Raw genomic sequence first — 21720 nt, 5'->3', positions numbered from 1 at the left:
CGTTTCGCGGCACGCTTCGCGCTTCCGTACGCAAGCGTATCGACCATGTCGCCAGCCAACGAAAGCGCCTATCCCCATCTGTTCGCCCCGCTGGACCTGGGCTTCACCCAACTGCGCAACCGCGTATTGATGGGCTCGATGCACACCGGCCTGGAGGATCGCGCCCGCGACTTCCCGCGGCTGGCGGCCTACTTCGCCGAGCGCGCCGAGGGCGGCGTCGGCCTGATCGTCACCGGCGGCTTCGCACCGAATGTGGTCGGCTGGCTGAAGCCGTTCGGCGGCAAGCTGTCCTGGCCCTGGGAAGTGCGGCCGCACCGCCAGCTCACCGCCGCCGCGCACCAGCACGGCGCGAAGATCTGCCTGCAGCTGCTGCATGCAGGCCGTTACGCCTATCACCCGTTGTCGGTGGCACCGTCGAAGCTGAAGGCACCAATCAACCCGTTCACCCCGCGCGCGTTGTCGGCCAGCGGCGTCGACCGGCATATCGCCGATTACGCACGCAGCGCCAAGCTGGCCCGCGAGGCCGGCTACGACGGCGTGGAAGTGATGGGTTCGGAGGGCTACCTCATCAACGAATTCATCGCCCCGCGCACCAACAAGCGCACCGATGCCTGGGGCGGCGACGCGCGCCAACGCATGCGCTTCGCGGTCGAGATCGTACGCCGCATCCGCGAGGCCTGCGGCCCGGACTTCATCATCATCTATCGCCTGTCGCTGGTGGATCTGGTCGACGACGGCAGCAGCTGGGAAGAAATCGTGCAGCAGGCGCAGGCCATCGAGGCGGCCGGCGCAACGATCATCAATTCCGGCATCGGCTGGCACGAAGCGCGCATTCCGACCATCGCCACCTCGGTGCCGCGTGCTGCCTTCGCCGGGGTCACCGCCAAGCTCAAGCCGCATGTGAAGGTGCCGCTGGTGGCGACCAACCGCATCAACATGCCCGACGTCGCCGAGCGCATCCTCGCCAATGGCGGCGCCGACATGGTGTCGCTGGCGCGCCCGCTGCTGGCCGACCCGCAGTGGCCGAACAAGGCCCGTGCCGGCCGCGCGGAGGCGATCAACACCTGCATCGCCTGCAACCAGGCCTGCCTGGACCACGTGTTCGAGAACAAGCTGGCCAGCTGCCTGGTCAATCCGCGCGCCGCGCACGAGACCGAGCTGGTCTATCGCCCCACCGCTGCGCCGAAGAAGGTTGCGGTGGTCGGTGCCGGCCCCGCCGGCCTGGCCTGTGCCACCGTCGCTGCCCAGCGTGGTCACCAGGTCACCCTGTTCGACGCCAATGATGAGATCGGCGGCCAGTTCAACGTGGCCAAGCGCATCCCCGGCAAGGAAGAGTTCCACGAGACCCTGCGCTACTTCCGCCACAAACTGGCCGAAACCGGTGTGCAGCTGCGCCTCGGCACCCGCGCCGATGCCGCCCAGCTGACCGGCTTCGACGAGGTGGTGCTGGCCACCGGCATCACCCCGCGCAAGGTCGATTTCCCCGGTGCCGATCACGCCAAGGTGGTCAGCTACCTGGACGTGCTGCTGGGCCGGGTCGAAGTCGGCACCAGTGCGGCGATCATCGGCGCCGGCGGCATCGGCTTCGATGTCGGCGAATTCCTCAGCCACGCCGGCGAGTCCCCCTCCCTCGACCCGCAGCGCTGGATGGCCGAATGGGGCGTGGACAGCACCTTCGAGGCCCGCGGCTCACTGGCCAGGCCGGAGGTTGAAACCTCGCCGCGCCGGCTGTGGCTGCTGCAGCGCAGCCCGGGCAAGCCCGGCGCGCGCCTGGGCAAGACCACCGGCTGGATCCATCGCGCCACGCTGAAGGCCAAGGGCGTGCGCATGCTCGGTGGCGTCGAGTACCTCGGGGTGGACGACGAAGGCCTGCGCATCCGCGTGGACGGCAGCGAACAGCTGCTGCCGGTCGACCATGTGGTGATCTGCGCCGGGCAGGAACCGAACCGCACGCTGCAGGCCGAACTGCAGGCGGCCGGCGTCAACGCGCAGCTGATCGGTGGTGCCGACGTGGCCGCAGAACTCGACGCCAAGCGCGCCATCGACCAGGGCAGCCGGGTTGCCGCCGCACTCTGATGAGCGCCTGAATGGGGGGCGGAATGTGATTTCCGTCACCCTCATTGAACCTGAATGTCAAGCCGAGCGGTTCACGATGCGTTCGGCTACGCCCCCCTACCTTGCGCCATCTTTCCGCTCACCAGCCAGTTTCCGGTGAGCCGGCGCAGCCCCCCACGATCGGTACTGGTCGTTTCTTTTGGGGCTGCCCACGGGGCGGCCCCGATGGCCGCCTCCCCATGACGCCAAGTCGTACCCCGCCTCCTGTCGCCCTGCGGCCGGAACCGGAAAGTGCGACCCATACGGAGCAAGGAGTTATATGAAACTGGCCTGGATTCTCTGGCTGTCGCAGTTGTTGCCGCAGCCGGCCGCTGATTCACTGTGTTTGAGCACCACCGTTTACCTGGAAGCCCGCGACCAGACCCTGCGCGGCCAGCAGGCCGTCGCCGAGGTCGCACTGCGCCGTCTCGACAGTGGCCTGTGGGGCGACTCGATGTGCCAGGTGGTCACCGCGCGCAAGCAGTTCGCACCGACCATCGTCTCCCCCGGCACCCAGTTGGGCAACGACGCGGCCTGGAGCGAGGCAATGAACGTGGCCTTCGACGCCGAGCGCAACTGGGCGCTGCCGGCCGGCGAGCGCCGCGAGATCGTGCCCGGTGCCAGCCACTTCGCCGCGCTGTCCATCGCCAGCCCGAACTGGCGCAATGCCTACCAGGTGGCCACCATCGGCGATCACACCTTCTATAAGGTGCAGAACCTCAAGCCGCGGCAGTCGTAACGATCCGTGCCGGCGGCAGCGTTGCCGCCTGCCGGCAGGCTCTGGGATAGTGGGCGTTTCCCGCCCGCATCACCTGGAGTTCCCATGAAGCTGTACAGCAAGCCCGGTGCCTGTTCCACCGCCGACCACATCGCCCTGCAGTGGACCGGCCAGCCGTTCGAGGTTGAACTGCTGAACAAGGACACCCTGAAGGGTCCGGAATTCCTCAAGATCAATCCGGCCGGTGCGGTGCCCGCGCTGGTCGACGGCGACTTCGTGCTGCTGCAGAACGCCGCGATCATGGGCTATATCGCCGACAGCTTCCCGCAGGCCGGCCTCGGCGGTGACGGCAGCCCGCGCCAGCGCGCCGAAGCCACCCGCTGGCTGGCGTTCGTCAATTCCGACGTGCACCCGGCCTTCTCGCCGCTGTTCGCGCCGGGCAAGTTCATTGCCGACGAAGGCCAGTACGACGCGATCCGCGCCGCCGCGCACAAGCGCCTGCGTGGCCTGTTCGAGATCGCCGACAGGCAGCTGGCCGACAAGCCCTGGCTGGCCGGCTTCCGCAGCTTCGCCGACCCGTACTTCTACATCACCCTGCGCTGGGCCGCCGGCACCAAGGTCGACCTGTCGGGCCTGGACAATCTGGCCGCCTACAAGGCACGCATGGATGCCGATGCCGGCGTGCAGGCCGCGCTGAAGGCCGAAGGCCTGGCCTGACCTTGGTCAGGGGTCAGAGCCGTTCGCGTGGCGGACGGATCTGACCCCACCGGCCACCAGACGGGGTCGGATCCGCCTGCGCAGCAGGCGGCTCCGACCTCTCGATATCATTCGCGCGATCAGCCGATCTGGCGGATCACTTCCCCCTTGGCATCGCGCAGGTAGGTCGGCACCACTTCGATGCGCAGCGCCCCCGCCACCGGGTAAACCCCGCGCTCGGCGCGCACCCCTGCCAGGGCCTGCAGGCCCGCCTCGTCCAGTGACCAGCGCGCGCTGTCGGCGGATACGTCCGCCGCTTCACCGCCCCCTTGCGCGATGAACTCCCACTGCCGCTCGCGGCTGGCCAGTTCCAGCGATTTGCCGTGGCGCAGGCGCAGCGGCAACAGTTCGCACACGCTGGCGACCTGACCGGCGCCGAGCACCAGCGTGGTGACGCCCGCCTCCTGCCGCCAGTCCAGGGTCTCGATGAACAGCATGCCGGTGCTGGAACCCTCGCGTTCGCTGCCGGCCTGCACCCGCTGTGCCAGCGCCGGATCGTCCAGCAGGTTGTCGCGATGCAGATCGCTGATCCACAGCGGCATTGCCGGCAGCAGCGCCTGCAGCACGCCACGCGTCGACCAACGCTTGACCGCCTCCATCTCCTCATCGGTCAATCCGACCAGCTGCAGGAACTGCAGATGGCCGTTGGCCGTGTCCCGCGCCGGCAACTGCGGGTCCGCAATGAAGGCCAGATGGCACAGCCGCGTGCCGGTCTCCAGCGCGATCGGACCGTTGGCGTTGAGGTGATGGCCATCCTCGAACACGTTGCCACTGCCGAACACGTAGCGCGCCAGGTTCTGCAGCAGGTTCATCGGCCACACCGGCGGGGTGCTGCCGGCGTTCTCACCGGCCTCGGCAGCCAGACGGAAGGTCAGCTCGAAGCCATAACCGCTGGCATCTGCATCACTGCTCTCCTTGGCGTACAGCTCGGAGAAGCCGTAGGTGATGTAATGCCAGTGCGGTACCGGCGCATCCGCCCAGTACACGCTGATGCCATCCAGTGGATCCTGGCCACCGAGCGTGTACGGAAGCGCGGTGCCGAAGTGACGCGGCTCCTGGCCGGCATACAGCGGCGCCAGCGCCGCATTGATCGCGTCCCAGCCTGGGGTGTCGGTGTCGTCGTGGTCGTCCTGCACGCGGGACTCCTTGTAGGGAAGTGAACCGATCACTTTACGCGGTGGCTCAGGCCTGCACGATCTCACTGCCAGCGTTCAGCACCGCCGCCTGGGTTTCCTGCCACCAGCGCTGCGCCAATGCCGGGCTGCGCGCCTTGCCCACCGCCGCCAGCAACTCCGGGCACAAGCGCTCCAGCGCCAGCGCATCGGTGCAGCGTTCGATCTTCAACTGCATGAAGTAGCCCTTCAGGCCCAGGTGGCGGCGCACCGCCTCGCTCATCGCGTCGTACAACTGCTGGTACAGCGCCGGGTCCTGTTCGCGCCCGGTGCTGATGCCGCGCGCCGGCGCCACCTCTGCGCTTCCGCCGATCACTTCGATCAGGCCCTGTGCTGACAATTGCTCCAGCGCGTCCGGTGGTGCCCGCAGGCCTTCGAACAGGCCACGCAGTTCGGTGTCGTTGCGATGGCCATCGACCATCAGCAGGATCGAACGCAGTGCCGCCGGCAGGCGCCGGCTACGGTCTTCGATTTCCTGACGGCCAGCAGCCGTCTTGGCGTGCAGCAATGCCATTGCCTCCCCCTCGCTCGATGCGCAATGCCGGCGCGCCCTCGCGGGCACGCCCCCCTGTGTTGCCATCTCCGGACGGCACGCGCGTTCCCCGGCGCGAGCCGCGTATTGCAGGTCGATGACAGGCCGAGCTTAGCGCAAGTACTGCGGGTAGTGCCGGCCGCTGGCCGGCAACCTCGGGGTGGATGGGGGTGCCGGCCAGTGGCCGGCACGACCGGATCAACGGCCCAGCGCCCGGCGGATCTCCTCCAGCGCGCCGGGGTCGTCCAGCGTCGACAGGTCACCCGGGTCGCGCTGCTCGGCCAGCGCCTGCAACGAGCGCCGCAGCAGCTTGCCCGAACGGGTCTTGGGCAGCGCGTTGACCACGTGCACGTGCGCCGGGCGGGCCACTGCGCCGAGCGAGGTGGTCACCGTGGCCATCATCTCGGCCACCACTTGCGCCGGATCCTCGCCATCCAGGCCCTGCTTGAGGGTGACGAACACCAGCGGCACCTGCCCCTTCAATTCGTCCTTGACCCCGATCACGGCAGCCTCGGCCACGCGCGGGTGGCTCGAAATGGCCTCTTCGATCTCGCGCGTGCCCAGCCGGTGCCCGGCCACGTTGATCACATCATCGGTACGGCCGAGGATGAAGGTGTAGCCATCGTCGTCGCGGATTGCCCAGTCCAGCGAGCTGTACAGCAGTTCCTTGAAGTGGCTGAAATAGCTCTGCAGGAAACGATTGTCGTCGTTCCACACCGTGCTCATGCAGCCCGGCGGCAACGGTGGCGACACCACCAGCACCCCCTTCTGCCCCGGTGCGACTTCCTCACCGGTGTTCTCGTCGATCACCTTCATCCGGTAGCCGAGGTTGGGGAAGCCCGGCGAACCGAAGCGCACTGGCTTCATCTCCAGGCCCGGCAGCAGGGTCAGCGCCGGCCAGCCGGTCTCGGTCTGCCAGTAGTTGTCGATGATCGGCTTGCCGAGCGCTTCGCTGATCCAGTGCGCGGTCGGTTCGTCCAGCGGCTCGCCGGCCAGGAACAGGTACTTCAGCGCGCGCAGGTCGTGGCGATGGATGAAGTCCGCATCGTGCTTCTTCAGCACGCGGATAGCGGTGGGCGACGAGAACATCGTGCGCACGTTGTACTGCTCGCACAGCGCCCACCAGATGCCCGGATCCGGGTTGGTCGGCAGCCCTTCGTACAGCAGCGAGGTGCAGCCACCGATCAGCGGGCCGTACACATTGTAGGAATGGCCTACCGCCCAGCCGACATCGGAAGTGGAGAACATCACCTGGCCCGGCCTGCAGTCGAACACGGTTTCCATCGACTGTGCCATCGCCACCGCGTAGCCGCCGACATCGCGCTGCACGCCCTTCGGCTTGCCGGTGGTGCCCGAGGTATACAACAGGTAGCTCGGCTCGCTCGATTCCAGCCACTGCACCGGCACGTCGACCTCACCGATCTGCGCACGCAGCGCGGCGTACTCCACATCGCGGCCCGGCACGCGTGGTTCGGCGGCATCCAGTCCGCGCGACACGATCAGCACGTGCGGCGGTGGCGACGTGGCTTCGGCGCAGGCTGCATCGACCATCGGCTTGTACGGAATCAGCTTGCCACCGCGCATGCCGGCATCGGCGGCGATCAGCAGCTTCGGCTTGGCATCGTCGATGCGCAGCGCCAGGTTGTGCGCGGCGAAGCCACCGAACACCACCGAATGCACGGCGCCGATGCGCGCGCAGGCGAGCATGGCGAATACCGCCTCGGCCATGTTCGGCATGTAGATCACCACACGGTCACCGTGACCGACGCCGAGGTGCTTGAGCGCGGCAGCGAAGTCGTTCACTTCCCGATACAGCTGGCGATAGGTGATCTCGCGGGTGCTGCTGGTCTCGGTGGAAATGGCAACCAGCGCGAGCTGGTCGGCGCGCTCGGCCAGATGGCGGTCGACGGCGTTGTAGCAGAGATTGGTTTCACCGCCGACAAACCAGCGCCGGAACGGCGGGTTGCTGTAGTCGAGTACCTGCTGCGGCGGTTTGTGCCAATGGATGCGCTTGGCTTCCTCGCCCCAGAAGGCCTCCGGCTCGTCGATCGAGCGACGGTAGGTTTCCTCGTAGTTCATGACGCAGCCCTCCCAGACAAAGTCATGGGTTCGAGGATAGTCCGGCGCTGCCGCGCGGGCCGCCCTACCTTGGTAGGGGGTGGGGTTTTCATGCAGGGCTGCGCCCTGCACCCGCGGTAGTGCCGGCCGCTGGCCGGCAACCTCAGAAGCAACAGCCGAAGCAACAGCGGGTTTCCCGTGGGATGGCGAGGTGGGTCCGGTTGCGGGGGACGCCGTGAATCCGTCCATGGAGGCTCGGTCGCCGCATCCATGCGGCTCACTGATCTGGCCCCCCGCAACCGGACCCACCCCGCCTTCGACAGACTTCCGCGATCTGTCGGAGCACGGGGTCGGATCCCCAGATTCAATATTCAATTCGATATCTGACAGAAAAATCGTGTCGACCAAGGTCGACACCTACCAACACCAACAGCGACAGCCGTTACCAACCGCCGCAGGAATCTGTCGGGGATGGGGCGGTGTGGGTTGGCAGGACCGTTGGTGCCATGGATGGCGCCATCGAGCCCCCATGGGTGAGGGCGCTTTGCTTGCGAAGCACTGCTTTGCAAGCGCCCGAACGCACAGCCGCCAGCGGCTGGGCCGGCCCCCGGAGGGGGGGTTACGGCGTGTCCTGCCCACCCACACCGCCCCGCCCAGCAAGCAGAAGACCAGCGCCGCCTTGGCCTTTGACGTTGCTCCGGTTCGTAGCAGGTGCAGGGCTGCAAGCCCTGCCGAACCCCTAGAACGGAGTGGCGGACTCGAACGCGAGCGCCTCGCCCGTCACCGGGTGGGTGAACCGCAGGCTGCGCGCATGCAGATGCACGCGCTGCGCAGGCGCGGCGTCATACAGCACATCGCCAACGATGGGATGGCCGAGACTGGCCATGTGCAGGCGCAGTTGATGGCTGCGGCCAGTAACCGGTTCCAGCGCCACGCGCGTGCGCTGCGCTTCGGCATCACGCGCCATTACGCGCCAGCGCGTCAGCGCCGGCTTGCCGCGTTCGTGATCGATCATCTGCTTCGGCCGGTTTGGCCAGTCCACGATCAGTGGCAGGTCCACGTCGCCGGCATCGCCTTCAAGCAGCCCCTCCACGATCGCTTCATAACGCTTGCCGACCTGGCGCTGCTCGAACTGCATCGACAACGCCACCTGCATGTCCTTGCCGCGCGCATGCAGCAGCAGGCCGGAGGTCACCTGGTCCAGGCGGTGCACGGTCAACGCATCCGGGTACAGCGCCTGCAGGCGCGCGACCACGCAATCCTGGTTCTCGGCGCCGCGGCCGGGCACGGACAGCAGGCCGGCCGGCTTCTCGGCCACCAGCAGCGCGTCGTCGATGTAATGCAGGTGGATCATGCGGCTCCGTATCCGTCCAAACAGAAACGGGGAAGCCGAAGCTTCCCCGTTCTGCGTACCGACCAACGGTCGGTACCTACCTCGATGGGAATGTACCGACCAGCGGTCGACACCTACCTTGATGAAAGAGGTACCGCCTCGAGCCGGTACCGCCTGCATCAGCCCAGCAGGTGGGCAACGCCGGCGCGCTCTTCTTCCAGCTCGGCCAGGGTCTTGTCGATGTACTTCTGGCTGAAGTCGTCGATCGGCAGATCCTTCACCAGGGTGTACTTGCCGTTCTCGGTGGTCACTGCGAAGCCGAAGATCACGCCTTCCGGAATGCCGTAGGAACCGTCGGACGGCACGCCCATGGTGACCCACTTGCCGTTGCTGCCCAGCACCCAGTCACGAACGTGGTCGATGGCAGCGTTGGCGGCCGAAGCGGCCGAAGACGAGCCACGGGCTTCGATGATCGCCGCGCCGCGCTTGCCCACGGTCGGGATGAAGGTGTTGGCGTTCCATTCCTGGTCGTTGATCGCATCGGCGATCGACGCGCCATCGGCGGTGGCGAAACGGTAGTCCGGATACATGGTCGGGCTGTGGTTGCCCCACACGACCAGCTTCTCCATGCCACCGACCGGCTTGCCGAGCTTGGTCGACAGCTGGCTCAGCGCGCGGTTGTGGTCCAGGCGCAGCATGGCGGTGAAGTTTTCCGGCTTCAGGTCCGGGGCCGACTTCATGGCGATGTAGGCATTGGTGTTGGCCGGGTTGCCGACCACCAGCACCTTCACGTCACGGCTGGCGACCTTGTTCAGCGCCGCGCCCTGGGCGGTGAAGATCTTGGCGTTTTCCAGCAGCAGGTCCTTGCGCTCCATGCCCGGGCCACGCGGACGTGCGCCAACCAGCAGGGCGATGTCGGCGTCCTTGAACGCGACTTCGGCATCATCGGTGCCGACCATGCCGGCCAGCAGCGGGAAGGCGCAGTCTTCCAGCTCCATCATCACGCCCTTCAGGGCGGCCTGGGCCTTGTCGACCGGCAGTTCCAGCAGCTGCAGGATGACCGGCTGGTCCTTGCCCAGCATTTCGCCGGAGGCGATGCGGAACAGCAGGGCATAACCGATCTGGCCGGCGGCGCCGGTCACGGCAACACGAACGGGTGCTTTCATGGGGGTTTCCTCTTGCTTGCAAGCGTTTGATGGGACGCCGCGGGCAGAGCCACGCAGGCCTGGCGGGCGGCGGGGAACAGGGAAACGGCCACCCGTGGGTGGCCGTTTCGAAGGGGGATCAGGCGGCGAGGTGCTTGTTCCACTCCGCGACGCGGTCGGCCTGGGCGGCCAGCACGGCGTCGACGTCGCCTTCCAGGGTGATCGAATGGATCACGTCGCCCTGCTTGACCGAATCGACGATCGCCTGGCCTTCCAGGACCTTGCCGAAGACGGTGTGGCGGCCGTCCAGCCAATCGGTCTTGATGTGGGTGATGAAGAACTGGCTGCCGTTGGTGTTCGGGCCGGCGTTGGCCATCGACAGCGAGCCGACCTCGTGCTTCACGCCATTCTTCTCGTCTTCGAACTTGTAGCCCGGGCCGCCGGTGCCACGACCCTGCGGGCAGCCGCCCTGGATCATGAAGTCGGCGATAACGCGGTGGAAGATCAGGCCGTCATAGAAGCCGTGCTTGACCAGGTTCACGAAGTTGGCCACGGTCAGCGGTGCCTTGTCGGCGAACAGCTCGACCTTGATCGGGCCCTGGGTGGTGTCGAAAGTGGCGATGAGGGACATGAAGATCCTTGATGCAAAGGGGAATGCGTCTAGCCACCTAGTTTACACCCGCCTCGTGTCGGCGGCGGCTTCGACCATTGGTGAAGCGCCCCGCTTCAGCCCCCGGACGGGGAGCCGCGCAGCCGGGTCCTGGCGGCCCCGGCCGGGGCGGCGGATGCCCAGCTGAATGGGCCCCGTGACAGGCGTGAAATCCACCTTTTCGCGAATCGTCAAGTTCGACGTATAATGTTGGACTTCTTTTTCCAAATCCGGCGCCGACTGGCCCCCTTTCGTATGTCCATCGAAAATCTTCGCAACATCGCCATCGTCGCCCACGTCGACCATGGCAAGACCACCCTGGTCGACCAGCTGCTGAAGCAGTCCGGCACCCTGTCCGAGCGTACCGTCCTCGCCGAGCGCGTGATGGACAGCAACGACCAGGAAAAGGAACGCGGCATTACCATCCTGGCCAAGAACACCGCCATCACCTGGGAAGACAAGAAAACCGGCATCAAGAACCGGATCAACATCGTCGACACCCCCGGCCACGCCGACTTCGGTGGTGAGGTCGAGCGCGTGCTGTCGATGGTCGACACCGTGCTGATCCTGGTCGATGCGATGGACGGCCCGATGCCGCAGACCCGCTTCGTCACCCAGAAGGCCTTCGCGATGGGCTTCAAGCCGATCGTCGTGGTCAACAAGATCGACCGTCCGGGCGCGCGTCCGGAATGGGTGATCGACCAGGTCTTCGACCTGTTCGACAAGCTCGGCGCCACCAATGAGCAGCTGGACTTCCCGATCGTCTACGCCTCGGCCCTGAACGGCTATGCCGGCCTGGAAGACACCGTGCGCGACGGCGACATGACCCCGCTGTACGAAGCAATCATGCAGCACGCCCCGCGTCCGGAAGTGGACCCGGAAGGCCCGTTCCAGATGCGCATCAGCCAGCTGGACTACAACAACTTCGTGGGCGTGATCGGCATCGGTCGTATCCAGCGCGGCACCCTGAAGAAGAACATGCAGGTCGCCGTCATCGACCGTGAAGGCAAGAAGCGCAACGGCAAGGTCGCCCAGGTGCTGGGCTTCCTGGGCCTGGAGCGCATCGAGCAGGAGACGGCCGAGGCCGGTGACATCGTGGCCATCTCCGGCATTCCGGAGCTGACCATCTCCGACACCCTGTGCCACCCGGATACCCCCGAAGCCCTGCCGGCGCTGACCGTCGACGAGCCGACCATCTCGATGACCTTCCAGGTCAACAACTCGCCGTTCGCCGGCAACAAGGACCTGTCCGGTGGCAAGTTCCTGACCAGCCGCCAGATCAAGGACCGCTTGGACCGCGAGCAGGTCCACAACGTGGCACTGAAGGTCGAACAGCTGGAAGACGCCGACAAGTTCCTGGTCTCCGGCCGCGGCGAACTGCACCTGTCGGTGCTGATCGAGAACATGCGCCGTGAAGGCTACGAGCTGGCGGTGTCGCGCCCGGAAGTGATCATCAAGGAAATCGACGGCCAGATGATGGAGCCGATCGAGCAGCTGGTGGTGGACATCGAAGAAATCCACCAGGGCGGCGTGATGGAAAAGCTGGGTACCCGCAAGGGCCAGCTGAAGAACATGGAACCGGACGGCAAGGGCCGTGTGCGCCTGGAATACCAGATCCCGGCCCGTGGCCTGATCGGTTTCCAGAACGAGTTCAAGACCCTGACCCAGGGTTCGGGCCTGCTGTTCCACGTGTTCGACCATTACGGTCCGAAGGAACAGGGCGCGATCGCCAAGCGCATCAACGGCGTGATGATCGCCAATGCGCCGGGCGTCACTCCCGCCTACTCGCTGGGTCCGCTGCAGGAGCGCGGCAAGCTCTTCGCTGCCGAAGGCGACAACGTGTATGAAGGCCAGCTGGTCGGCATCCACTCCAAGGACAACGACCTGACCGTCAACGCGATCAAGACCAAGCCGCTGACCAACATGCGCGCTTCGGGCAAGGACGACGCGATCCAGCTGACCCCGGCGATCAAGTACTCGCTGGAACAGGCCCTGGACTTCATCGAAGACGACGAGCTGGTCGAGATCACCCCCAAGGAGATCCGTCTGCGCAAGAAGTTCCTGACCGAAAGCGACCGCAAGAAGGCTTCGCGCGGCGGCTGAGCCAGCACCCCGTGGACCAGAGCGGCTACAACCCGGATCCGCACCGGCATCCGGGCCTCCACGTCATCGCCCTGCTCGAAGCGAGCAAGGCGATGCTGGCGCTGTTGGCCGCCACCGGGCTGGAAGTGCTCGGACCGCAGCCGCTGCGGCACGGCATCATGGTCCTGATCCGGCGTTTCAGCCTGGATCCGGACCATGGCACCCTGCCCTCGCTGCTGCACATGATCAGCCCCGACGCGGTGCACCTGGCCGCGGCGGGGATGATCGGCTACGGCCTGCTGCACCTGGTCGAAGCCTGGGGCCTGTGGCGGGCCAAGGCCTGGGCCTCCTGGCTGGGCTGCCTGACCGCCTCCCTGTACCTGCCTTTCGACATCTTCGCGATCATCCGCCATCCCGGCTGGCCATCGTGGACGATCCTGGCGATCAACCTGATCGTGGTCTACGTCCTCGCCCGCGACCTGCGCAAGCGCCACCGCTGAGCACCGGCTACACTGGGGATTGGAGCCGACCAAGCCGCCCCATGCGCCCGTCCTTGCCGCCTCTGCTGACCTGCCTGCTTGCCGCGCTGCCTGCGCTGCTTTCGGCTGGCTGCAGCCCGGCCGCGTCCAGCGCGCATGCGGCCGAACCCGCGAGCCGCAACGTGCCGTTCCCGTACGCCGAAACCGATGTCACCGACCTGCAGGCGCGGATGAGCGCCGGTGAGCTGGACAGCACCACCCTGACCCAGGCCTACCTGCAGCGCATCGCCACCCTGGACCGCACCGGGCCGCGCCTGCGCGCGGTGATCGAGCTCAACCCGGATGCACTGAAGGAAGCCGCTGCGCGCGACCGCGAGCGCCGTGATGGACGCCTGCGCGGCCCGCTGCACGGCATTCCGGTACTGCTGAAGGACAACATCAACGCCGCCCCGATGGCCACCAGCGCCGGCTCGCTGGCCCTGCAGGGGTTCCGCCCGGACGACGCCTACCTGGTGCGCCGGCTGCGCGACGCCGGCGCGGTGGTGCTGGGCAAGACCAATCTCAGCGAGTGGGCCAATTTCCGCGGCAACGATTCGGTGTCCGGCTGGAGCGCGCGCGGCGGCCAGACCCGCAATCCCTATCGCCTCAGCCACTCGCCCTGCGGTTCCAGCAGCGGCAGCGCGGTGGCGGTCGCCGCCAACCTGGCCAGCGTGGCGATCGGCACCGAAACCGACGGCAGCATCGTCTGCCCTGCGGCGGTCAATGGCATCGTCGGCCTCAAGCCGACCGTCGGCCTGGTCAGCCGCGAGGGCATCATCCCGATTTCCTTCAGCCAGGACACCGCAGGGCCGATGACCCGCAGCGTCGCCGACGCTGCAGCCGTGCTGACCGCTATCGCCGGCCGCGACGATGCCGACCCGGCCACGGCGACCATGCCTGGCCGCGCGGTGTACGACTACACCGCGCGCCTGGACCCGCAGGGCCTGCGTGGCAAGCGCATCGGCCTGCTGCAGACACCGCTGCTGAAATACCGCGGCATGCCGCCGCTGATCGAACAGGCGGCCACCGAGCTGCGTCGGGCGGGTGCCTTCGTGGTGCCGGTGGAGCTGCCCAACCAGGGCGCCTGGGCCGAGGCGGAACGCACGGTGCTGCTGTACGAATTCAAGGCCGGGCTGGAGCGCTACTTCAGCACCCATCGCGCGCCACTACGCAGCCTGGCCGACCTGATCGCCTTCAACCAGGCGCACAGCAAGCAGGAGCTGGGCCTGTTCGGCCAGGAACTGCTGGTGGCGGCCGACGCTACCGCCGGCCTGGCCGACCCCGCCTATATCCGTGCACGCAGCGATGCGCGCCGGCTGGCCGGCGCGGAAGGCATCGACGCCGCCCTCGCCGCCCACCAGCTCGATGCCCTGGTGGCGCCGACCACCGGTGTGGCGTGGCCGATCCGCAGCGAAGGCGACGACTTCCCTGGCGAGAGCTACAGCGCCGCCGCCGTCGCCGGCTATCCCAGCCTCAGCGTGCCGATGGGCCAGATCAATGGCCTGCCGGTCGGCCTGCTGTTCATGGGCACCGCCTGGAGCGAACCGAAGCTGATCGAAATGGCCTACGCCTACGAACAGCGCACCCGCGCGCGACGCCCGCCGCACTTCGACACCGACACCCTGATCGACGCCGGCGAGCCGTGAGCTCCGGTAACGCCGCGAAATCCTGCTTGCGGTAGTGCCGGCCGCTGGCCGGCAGAACCGAGCTCGCCGGCCAGCGGCCGGCGCTACCGCTCGGGCTCCAGCTCTACCGGCACGATCGCCGCTTCACCGTCTTCAGCCCCCGGCGAACGCACATCCGCAGTGCGCGCACGTGGACCGCGCGGCATGTCCAGTTCGTCTGCATGCTGCAGCCGCGCACGCACCTGCGGCAGCGACTGCGGATGCTCGCGCGCGAGGAAATCGAGCATGCGTTCGCGCACCAGGCAGCGCAGATCGAAGGCATCACCGGAGCTGCGCGCACTGACCAGCAGGCGCACCTGGATCGCGCGCTCGCTGGTCTCGGTCACCTGGGTCACGCAGACCCTGCCATCCCACAGCGCTTCACCGCGGCAGATGCGTTCCAGCTCGGCACGGATCGCTGCCACCGGGGCACGATAGTCCAGCCACAGGAACGCGGTGCCGAGCAGGTCGGCGCTGCGCCGCGTCCAGTTCTGGAAGGGGTTCTCGATGAACCAGGTCAGCGGCACCACCATTCGCCGCTCATCCCAGATGCGCACCACCACATAGCTGCTGCCGATCTCCTCGATGCGCCCCCACTCGCCTTCGACGATCACCACATCATCCAGCCGGATCGGCTGCGTCACTGCGATCTGCAGGCCGGCGATCAGATTGCCGAACACGGGCTTTGCGGCGATACCGGCCACCAGGCCGATCAGGCCCGCCGAGGCCAGCAGCGCGGTGCCGATCTTCTGCACCATCGGGAAGGTCAGCAGCACCAGCGATGCGCCCAGCACGATGATGCCGCCCATCAGCACACGGCTGAGCACCCGCGTCTGGGTCTGGATGCGGCGCGCTTCCAGGTTGTCGGAGACATCGATGGGATGGCTGCGCAGGATGGCACGTTCGCCCGCCGCCACCGCCCGCACCAGCAGCCAGATGAAGCACGCGGTCAGCGCGATATGCAGCACCCGTTGCAGGTTGCCCAGAACGGGATCCTGCAGCGGCGTGGCCTGCAATGCAGGGATCAACAGCAGCAGCGGCCATGCGGTGGCCATCGGCAGCCCGAGCACACGCCCGATACGCGCGCGCCGACGATCGCGCCCCTTCAGCCGATGGTAGATCCACAGGATCAGCCACGCGCCGATGCCGCCCACCAGTACGGCCAATCCCAACGGCCATGCGTATGCCTGTGCGCTTTGCCAGTGCACCGTTGCCACCTCCACTCGAACAGCCAAGTGGACAGACTCGCGCATGGCGCATGAGCGCCACGTCAGTCGTTCGTAAGCGGGGCGTGGGTCGGCAGGGCTTGCAGCCCTGCACCTGCGGTAGTGCCGGCCGCTGGCCGGCAACCTCAACAGCAACAGCAACAGCGTGCATTCCGAGGGATGGCGGGGTCGGTCCGGTTGCGGGAGACGCCGTGAATCCCGCTCCGCGGTCCGGCCCAGCCGCTGGCGGCTGTGCGTTCGGGCGCTTGCGAAGCAGAGCTTCGCAAGCAAAGCGCCCTCGCCCATGGAGGCTCGGTCGCCGCTTGCTCGTGTGCGCTTTCCTGCGCACACGGCAAGACCGGGGTTGGGCGTCCTGCCCAACCCGCCCGAGGCATGCCTCGGGCCCATGCGGCTCACGCCCCGTAACCGGATCTGTCGGAACCTGCTGCTGATGGTGGGTGCCGACCGTTGGTCGGCACGGAGTCGGAGCCCATTTTGAATACTGCTATCTGACAGAAAAATCGTGTCGACCAACGGTCGACACCTACCAACAGCTGCCGGAATCTGTCAAAGGTGGGGCGATGTGGGCAGGCAGGACCGTTGGCGCCATGGATGGCGCCATCGAGCCCCCATGGGTGAGGGCGCTTTGCTTGCGAAGCACTGCTTCGCATGCGCCCGAACGCCCAGCCGCCAGCGGCTGGGCCGGACCCCGGAGGGGGGTTCACGGCGTGTCCTGCCTGCCCACATCGCCCCGCCATCCCACGGAATGCATGCTGTTGCCGTTGCGTCAGCAGGTGCAGGGCTGCAAGCCCTGCCGCAACGCCCTTACCGCACCTGCTCCTGCTTGCGCACGATCGCCATCGCGATCTCCAGCGACTGCTCGTAGTTCAACCGCGGATCCACGGTCGAACGATACGCGCGCTCCAGGTCACGCTCGGTCAGTTCGCGCGCGCCACCGGTGCACTCGGTCACGTCTTCGCCGGTCAGTTCCAGGTGCACACCGCCCAGTCGCGTGCCTGCGGCCGCATGCAGATCGAACGACATCTCCACTTCGCCACGCACGTTGTCGAAGCGGCGCGTCTTGAAGCCATTGGCGGTGCTTTCGGTGTTGCCATGCATCGCATCGCACACCCACAGCACGCGACGGCCATCGCGCTTGACCGCATCCAGCAGCGGCGGCAGCTTATCGGCAATCTGCGCTGCCCCCATGCGGTGGATGAAGCTCAGTCGCCCTGGCTCGTCATGCGGGTTGAGCACATCGATCAGGCGCAGCAGCTGGTCCGGCGTCACCGACGGGCCGACCTTGATCGCAATCGGATTGCGCACGCCACGCAGGTATTCCACGTGCGCGCCGTCAAGCGCGGCGGTGCGCATGCCGATCCACGGGTAATGCGTGCTCAGGTTCAACCAGCCCTGCTGGCGCGGCACCTGCCGGGTCAGCGCCTGCTCGTAGGGCAGCAGCAGCGCTTCATGCGAGGTGTAGAAGTCGATGCGGTTGAGGTTGTGCACGCGGGCCCCGGCCAGGGTTTCCATGAAGTGCACCGCATCACCGATCGACGCCACCATCTTCTGGTACTCGGCGGCCAGCGGCGAATGCCGCACCCACTCCAGGTTCCAGTACTCCGGATGATGCAGGTCGGCGAAGCCGCCATCGATCAGCGCACGCACGAAGTTCATGGTCATCGCCGAATGCGCATGCGCCTGCAGCATCCGCTTCGGATCCGGCAGGCGCGCCGCCTCGGTGAACGCCGGCGCATTGATCACATCGCCGCGGTAGCTGGGCAGGGTCACGCCGTCGCGGGTCTCGGTATCGGCCGAACGCGGCTTGGCGTACTGGCCGGCAAAGCGCCCGACGCGGATCACCGGCTGGCGAAGGCCATGCACCAGCACCAGGCTCATCTGCAGCAGCACTTTCAACCGGTTGGAAATCGTGCCCGATTCGCAGTCGCTGAAGTTCTCGGCGCAATCGCCGCCCTGCAGCAGGAAGCGCTTGCCTTCCTGGGCCTCGGCCAACTGCTGCTTCAGCGCCAGGATCTCCCACGAGGTGACCAGCGGCGGCAGGCGCTTCAGCTCATGCAGTGCAGCGTCCAGCGCCACCGGGTCCGGGTAGGTCGGCATCTGCAGCGCGGTCTTGCCGCGCCAGCTCTCCGGCGACCAGGCAGCGCCAGCGGCGGTCGCGGCAGGATCGAGGACGGGCGGAACGGCGGACAGGCTCATTGCAGACTTCCGGGGAGGGGGGCGGTCATGGTCGCAGAGCCAGCCGCTGGCGCAAAGGGCTGGGCACGCCCTGCACATGACTGAACGCCGGGGAAAGGGCATCGCGATCGGCCAGAAACCGCATGGCCACGGCCGCCCGGACAGGCGCATGATTCGCCACGCACTGTTACGAAGTAACACTTCGTCCCCGTCGGCCCCTTCCACAGCCTATCTGCCATGAAGCCCTCCCTGCTCGCTACCGGCATTACCTTCGCCCTGACCCTGGCCAGTCTGCCCACCCTCGCTATGGCCGCCGATGCCGCCGCTCCCGTAAAGGACCTCGACACGGTCACTGTCAGCGCCCAGCTCGACCAGGCCCGCAATGCGCTGTCGCCGGACATCGGCAGCAGCCAGTACCAGATCACCGCCGAGGACATCCAGAAGCAGCCGCTGGGTGCCTCCGCGCCGCTCAGCCAGGTGCTGCTGCAGGCTCCGGGCGTGGTCCAGGATTCCTACGGTGGCGTGCACGTGCGCGGCGACCACGCGAACCTGCAGTACCGCATCAACGGCGTACTGCTGCCCGAATCGATCTCCGGCTTCGGCCAGACCCTGGATGCCCGCACCATCAAGAGCATCCGCCTGATGGACGGGGCGCTGCCGGCGCAGTTCGGCGAGCGCACCGCTGCGGTGGTCGACATCACCACCCGCAGCGGCGCCGAGCTCGGCAATGGCGGCAGCGCCGGTCTGACCGCAGGCTCGTTCGGCAAGATCAATCCGAATGCCTCGTGGTGGGGCAATCAAGGGCGCTGGAGCTGGTTCCTGACCGGCAACTACGACCAGAACGAGGTCGGCCTGGAGAACCCGACCCGCTCGCGCAAGCCGCTGCACGACGACACGCACCAGGGCAAAGCCTTCGCCGACCTGACCTACCTGGTCAACGAGAACACCCGCCTGAGCGTGTTCGCCGGCTTCGCCAACAATCGCTTCCAGATCCCGGTCAATCCCGGGCAGACCCCGCAGTTCGGTTACCAGGACACGACCACCTTCGACTCCAGCCAGCTGGATGAAACCCAGCGCGAGACCACCCGCTTCGGCATGCTGGTGCTGCAGGGCACGCTGGGCGGCACCGCCTACCAGCTGTCCGCCGGGCAGCGCTACAGCGACGTGGCGTTCAACCCGGATGTCATCGGCGATCTGGTATTCAGTGGCGTCGCCTCGCAGGTCCAGCGCAGCAACCGCGCCAACACGCTGCAGGCCGACTTCTCCACCCCGCTGGGCAACGACCACACGCTGCGCTACGGCCTGTACGGCAACTACGAGAATGCGCGCGCCAGCAACAACAGCTGGGTGTTCCCGGTCGATGGCGCCGGCCAGCAATCCAGCACCACGCCACTGCTGATTCCAGACCGCAGCGCCTTCCACGCCAGCACGCTGGCGGTGTACGTGCAGGATGAGTGGAAGATCGGCGACGACTGGACAGTGAACTACGGCCTGCGTGGTGATCGCTACAAGGCCTTCGGCCGCACCGAGGGCCAGCTCAGCCCCCGCCTGGGCGCGGTCTGGAATGCCAGCGACAGCACCACCGTGCATGCCGGCTATTCGCGTTACTTCACGCCACCGGCCAGTGAGCTGATCGCCAGCAGCGATATCGCCCTGTACGACGGCACCACCAACCAGCAGCCGGGCGGCGGCAACAACATTCCGCTGGCCGAACGCAGCGACTACTACGACATCGGCGTCTCGCAGCAGCTGGGTGAACACCTGACCCTGGGCCTGGACGCCTACGACCGCCGCGTCGCGCGCCTGCAGGACGAAGGCCAGTTCGGCGCCGCCTACATCTACTCGACGTTCAACTACCGCCGCGGCCATATCCGTGGGCTGGAGTTCAGTGCCGACTACAGCAGCGGTCCGTTCAGCGCCTACTTCAACGCGGCGTACAACAAGGCCATCGGCACCCAGGTCATCACCAGCCAGTACAACCTCGATCCGGACGCGCTGGCCTATGTGGCCGACCACTGGATCCACCTGGACCACGACCAGAAGCTGACGTCGTCGGGGGGCTTCAGCTACGCCTTCGCCGGGCACAACCGGGTCGGTGCCAACTACGTGTTCGGCAGCGGCCTGCGTTCGGATATCGAGGGCGTGCCCAACGGCGGCGAGCTGCCGTCCTACCTGCAGGTGAACCTCAGCGCCGGGCATGATTTCAATGCCGACAGCGGCCATCCGCTGCACGTGCAGCTGGCCGTGATCAACGCATTGGATCGCAGCTACCAGCTGCGCGATGGCGGCGGTGTCGGCGTGTTCGCCCCGCAATGGGGACCGCGCCGCGGCGCCTACCTGAGCCTGCAGCAGGACTTCTGAGGAGACAGGGGTCGGATCCCTTTCCGCAGGAAAGGGCTCTGACCCCGCACCGGGAATGGGGTCAGAGCCCTTTGCGATGCAAAGGGATCCGACCCCATCCTGCTTCAGCGCTTGACCTTGCGCAGCGACACCACCAGTGCCCACAGCGCCAGCAGCACGAACCACACGCCCGACCACATCGGCATGGTCAGGCCCAGGAACGTCCAGTCGATGTTGCCGCAGTTGCCGGTACCGGTCAGCACCGTGCGGAACACTTCCAGCGGCCCCATGGTCTCGCGCAGGAAGCTCAGCGGCGGGCCACAGGTCGCGCCCATCTCCGGCGGCAGCATCTGCACGTAGACGTGGCGCGCAGCGATGCCCACGCCGACGGCCGCCGCGATGAAGGCGAGCACGCCGTAGGTGGCGCGGCCGGGACGGTTGGACGGCCCGTGCAGCGCGCCGATCAGGAACAACAGGCCCAGCGCGGCAAAAGCCAGGCGCTGGAAGATGCACAGCGGGCACGGCTCCAGGCCCATCTTCAGCTGCAGGAAGATCGCGTAGCCGAGCAGGCCCGCGCAGATCAGGAAGCCCAGGAAGAACTGGGCGCGGAAGGGCCAGCGCAGTGGATTCATCGTCAACGCTCGAATGGATCAAGGCGCCAAGCGTAACCGAGAGCGCGCCCCATTCGAACCGCCACAGGTGACGCCTGTCGGAACGGTGCGGGTCGGATCCCTTTGCGAATGCAAAGGGATCTGACCTGCGGTGCTGCCTGCTTGGGGTCAGAGCCCTTTCCTGCGGAAAGGGATCCGACCCCTGGAAACGCAAAAGCCCGGCAGGCGCCGGGCTTTCGCTGTGTCGCGTTGGAGCGGTCCGATTACTCGGCCACTTCCTCGGCCACGACCGGACGGTCAACCAGCTCGACGTAGGCCATCGGTGCGTTGTCGCCGGCGCGGAAACCGCACTTCAGCAGGCGCAGGTAGCCGCCCGGACGGTTCGCGTAGCGCGGGCCCAGGATGGTGAACAGGTTGCCCACGGCTTCGTTGTCGCGCAGGCGGGCGAAGGCCAGACGGCGGTTGGCGACCGAGTCGACCTTGGCCAGGGTGATCAGCGGCTCGGCAACGCGGCGCAGTTCCTTGGCCTTCGGCAGGGTGGTCTTGATCAGCTCGTGCTTGAACAGCGAGGCGGCCATGTTCTTGAACATCGCTTCGCGGTGGGCGCTGGTGCGGCTGAACTTACGGCCAGACTTCTGGTGACGCAT

General features: G+C 67.0%; 17 protein-coding genes. 7 read left to right on the top strand and 10 right to left on the bottom strand.

The window, feature by feature from the left end; translation table 11 throughout:
* Positions 1-45: 45 nt before the first annotated feature.
* From AC5QAB_RS19425 to AC5QAB_RS19415, 3 genes are all read left to right on the top strand, one after another.
* On the top strand, positions 46-2076 hold the full coding sequence (locus AC5QAB_RS19425) for an FAD-dependent oxidoreductase (protein WP_197561685.1): 2031 nt from the start codon (positions 46-48) through the stop codon (positions 2074-2076).
* Between the two features lie 298 nt (positions 2077-2374).
* Positions 2375-2833, top strand: a complete 459-nt coding sequence (locus AC5QAB_RS19420; RefSeq protein ID WP_004154513.1) for a cell wall hydrolase — start codon at positions 2375-2377, stop codon at positions 2831-2833.
* 84 nt (positions 2834-2917) lie between these two features.
* Entirely contained in the window at positions 2918-3529 is a 612-nt protein-coding gene (locus AC5QAB_RS19415; RefSeq protein ID WP_197561684.1) for a glutathione S-transferase N-terminal domain-containing protein, read from the top strand.
* Positions 3530-3648: 119 nt separating this feature from the next.
* On the opposite strand, the gene AC5QAB_RS19410 is transcribed toward AC5QAB_RS19415, so the two are convergent.
* The 6 genes from AC5QAB_RS19410 to AC5QAB_RS19385 form a co-directional block, all read right to left on the bottom strand.
* The gene (locus AC5QAB_RS19410; protein ID WP_495233573.1) at positions 3649-4704 is read right to left on the bottom strand and encodes a suppressor of fused domain protein; all 1056 of its coding nucleotides are present in this window, start codon (positions 4702-4704) and stop codon (positions 3649-3651) included.
* Between the two features lie 46 nt (positions 4705-4750).
* Positions 4751-5254: a hypothetical protein gene (locus tag AC5QAB_RS19405; RefSeq protein ID WP_401748094.1), complete on the bottom strand. Its 504-nt coding sequence runs from the start codon at positions 5252-5254 to the stop codon at positions 4751-4753.
* A gap of 216 nt (positions 5255-5470) precedes the next feature.
* Entirely contained in the window at positions 5471-7351 is a 1881-nt protein-coding gene (gene prpE / locus AC5QAB_RS19400) for a propionate--CoA ligase (RefSeq protein WP_197562092.1), read from the bottom strand.
* Positions 7352-8069: 718 nt separating this feature from the next.
* Positions 8070-8684 carry an RluA family pseudouridine synthase gene (locus AC5QAB_RS19395; RefSeq protein WP_032955877.1) on the bottom strand — a complete coding sequence of 205 codons (615 nt, stop codon included), beginning with the start codon at positions 8682-8684 and terminating at the stop codon, positions 8070-8072.
* Between the two features lie 158 nt (positions 8685-8842).
* Complete coding sequence (locus tag AC5QAB_RS19390; protein WP_004153634.1) at positions 8843-9829, bottom strand: malate dehydrogenase; 987 nt, start codon at positions 9827-9829, stop codon at positions 8843-8845.
* 118 nt (positions 9830-9947) lie between these two features.
* Positions 9948-10439 carry a peptidylprolyl isomerase gene (locus AC5QAB_RS19385; RefSeq protein WP_005408225.1) on the bottom strand — a complete coding sequence of 164 codons (492 nt, stop codon included), beginning with the start codon at positions 10437-10439 and terminating at the stop codon, positions 9948-9950.
* A 273-nt stretch (positions 10440-10712) separates the two neighbouring features.
* Between AC5QAB_RS19385 and typA the strand changes: the two genes are divergently transcribed.
* The 3 genes from typA to AC5QAB_RS19370 are packed head-to-tail and all read left to right on the top strand — an operon-like array spanning position 10713 to position 14703.
* Positions 10713-12560 carry a translational GTPase TypA gene (typA, locus tag AC5QAB_RS19380; protein WP_046429077.1) on the top strand — a complete coding sequence of 616 codons (1848 nt, stop codon included), beginning with the start codon at positions 10713-10715 and terminating at the stop codon, positions 12558-12560.
* Between the two features lie 11 nt (positions 12561-12571).
* Positions 12572-13039, top strand: a complete 468-nt coding sequence (locus tag AC5QAB_RS19375) for a DUF2127 domain-containing protein (protein WP_032955872.1) — start codon at positions 12572-12574, stop codon at positions 13037-13039.
* Positions 13040-13080: 41 nt separating this feature from the next.
* A complete protein-coding gene (locus AC5QAB_RS19370; RefSeq protein ID WP_032955869.1) occupies positions 13081-14703 on the top strand; it encodes an amidase in 1623 nt (540 codons plus the stop codon).
* Between the two features lie 83 nt (positions 14704-14786).
* On the opposite strand, the gene AC5QAB_RS19365 is transcribed toward AC5QAB_RS19370, so the two are convergent.
* Positions 14787-15974 (bottom strand): mechanosensitive ion channel family protein, encoded by a 1188-nt coding sequence (locus AC5QAB_RS19365; protein ID WP_277877620.1) that lies wholly within the window; start codon positions 15972-15974, stop codon positions 14787-14789.
* Positions 15975-16751: 777 nt separating this feature from the next.
* Positions 16752-18143: a class II 3-deoxy-7-phosphoheptulonate synthase gene (locus AC5QAB_RS19360; RefSeq protein ID WP_014646058.1), complete on the bottom strand. Its 1392-nt coding sequence runs from the start codon at positions 18141-18143 to the stop codon at positions 16752-16754.
* 216 nt (positions 18144-18359) lie between these two features.
* On the opposite strand from AC5QAB_RS19360, the gene AC5QAB_RS19355 reads away from it, so the two are divergent.
* Complete coding sequence (locus AC5QAB_RS19355) at positions 18360-20483, top strand: TonB-dependent receptor (protein ID WP_495233572.1); 2124 nt, start codon at positions 18360-18362, stop codon at positions 20481-20483.
* A 104-nt stretch (positions 20484-20587) separates the two neighbouring features.
* On the opposite strand, the gene AC5QAB_RS19350 is transcribed toward AC5QAB_RS19355, so the two are convergent.
* Together AC5QAB_RS19350 and rplQ are read right to left on the bottom strand one after the other, a co-directional pair.
* Positions 20588-21094 carry a disulfide bond formation protein B gene (locus tag AC5QAB_RS19350; protein WP_005415421.1) on the bottom strand — a complete coding sequence of 169 codons (507 nt, stop codon included), beginning with the start codon at positions 21092-21094 and terminating at the stop codon, positions 20588-20590.
* A gap of 242 nt (positions 21095-21336) precedes the next feature.
* Complete coding sequence (gene rplQ, locus AC5QAB_RS19345; protein WP_005408217.1) at positions 21337-21720, bottom strand: 50S ribosomal protein L17; 384 nt, start codon at positions 21718-21720, stop codon at positions 21337-21339.

The sequence above is a fragment of the Stenotrophomonas sp. YJH_SMC_127 genome, assembly GCF_059372445.1.
The sequence above is the reverse complement of the archived record's forward strand: the minus strand, read 5'-3'. Positions and strand labels throughout refer to the sequence as shown.

What these genes read in the sequence shown, in the direction of transcription:
- AC5QAB_RS19390 (WP_004153634.1), bottom strand. Translation starts at nt 9,829, where the DNA reads ATGAAAGCACCCGTTCGTGTTGCCGTGACCGGCGCCGCCGGCCAGATC.
- AC5QAB_RS19355 (WP_495233572.1), top strand. Translation starts at nt 18,360, where the DNA reads ATGAAGCCCTCCCTGCTCGCTACCGGCATTACCTTCGCCCTGACCCTG.
- AC5QAB_RS19395 (WP_032955877.1), bottom strand. Translation starts at nt 8,684, where the DNA reads ATGATCCACCTGCATTACATCGACGACGCGCTGCTGGTGGCCGAGAAG.
- typA (WP_046429077.1), top strand. Translation starts at nt 10,713, where the DNA reads ATGTCCATCGAAAATCTTCGCAACATCGCCATCGTCGCCCACGTCGAC.
- AC5QAB_RS19405 (WP_401748094.1), bottom strand. Translation starts at nt 5,254, where the DNA reads ATGGCATTGCTGCACGCCAAGACGGCTGCTGGCCGTCAGGAAATCGAA.
- AC5QAB_RS19365 (WP_277877620.1), bottom strand. Translation starts at nt 15,974, where the DNA reads ATGCGCGAGTCTGTCCACTTGGCTGTTCGAGTGGAGGTGGCAACGGTG.
- AC5QAB_RS19370 (WP_032955869.1), top strand. Translation starts at nt 13,081, where the DNA reads ATGCGCCCGTCCTTGCCGCCTCTGCTGACCTGCCTGCTTGCCGCGCTG.
- prpE (WP_197562092.1), bottom strand. Translation starts at nt 7,351, where the DNA reads ATGAACTACGAGGAAACCTACCGTCGCTCGATCGACGAGCCGGAGGCC.
- AC5QAB_RS19425 (WP_197561685.1), top strand. Translation starts at nt 46, where the DNA reads ATGTCGCCAGCCAACGAAAGCGCCTATCCCCATCTGTTCGCCCCGCTG.
- AC5QAB_RS19385 (WP_005408225.1), bottom strand. Translation starts at nt 10,439, where the DNA reads ATGTCCCTCATCGCCACTTTCGACACCACCCAGGGCCCGATCAAGGTC.
- AC5QAB_RS19420 (WP_004154513.1), top strand. Translation starts at nt 2,375, where the DNA reads ATGAAACTGGCCTGGATTCTCTGGCTGTCGCAGTTGTTGCCGCAGCCG.
- AC5QAB_RS19360 (WP_014646058.1), bottom strand. Translation starts at nt 18,143, where the DNA reads ATGAGCCTGTCCGCCGTTCCGCCCGTCCTCGATCCTGCCGCGACCGCC.
- rplQ (WP_005408217.1), bottom strand. Translation starts at nt 21,720, where the DNA reads ATGCGTCACCAGAAGTCTGGCCGTAAGTTCAGCCGCACCAGCGCCCAC.
- AC5QAB_RS19415 (WP_197561684.1), top strand. Translation starts at nt 2,918, where the DNA reads ATGAAGCTGTACAGCAAGCCCGGTGCCTGTTCCACCGCCGACCACATC.
- AC5QAB_RS19350 (WP_005415421.1), bottom strand. Translation starts at nt 21,094, where the DNA reads ATGAATCCACTGCGCTGGCCCTTCCGCGCCCAGTTCTTCCTGGGCTTC.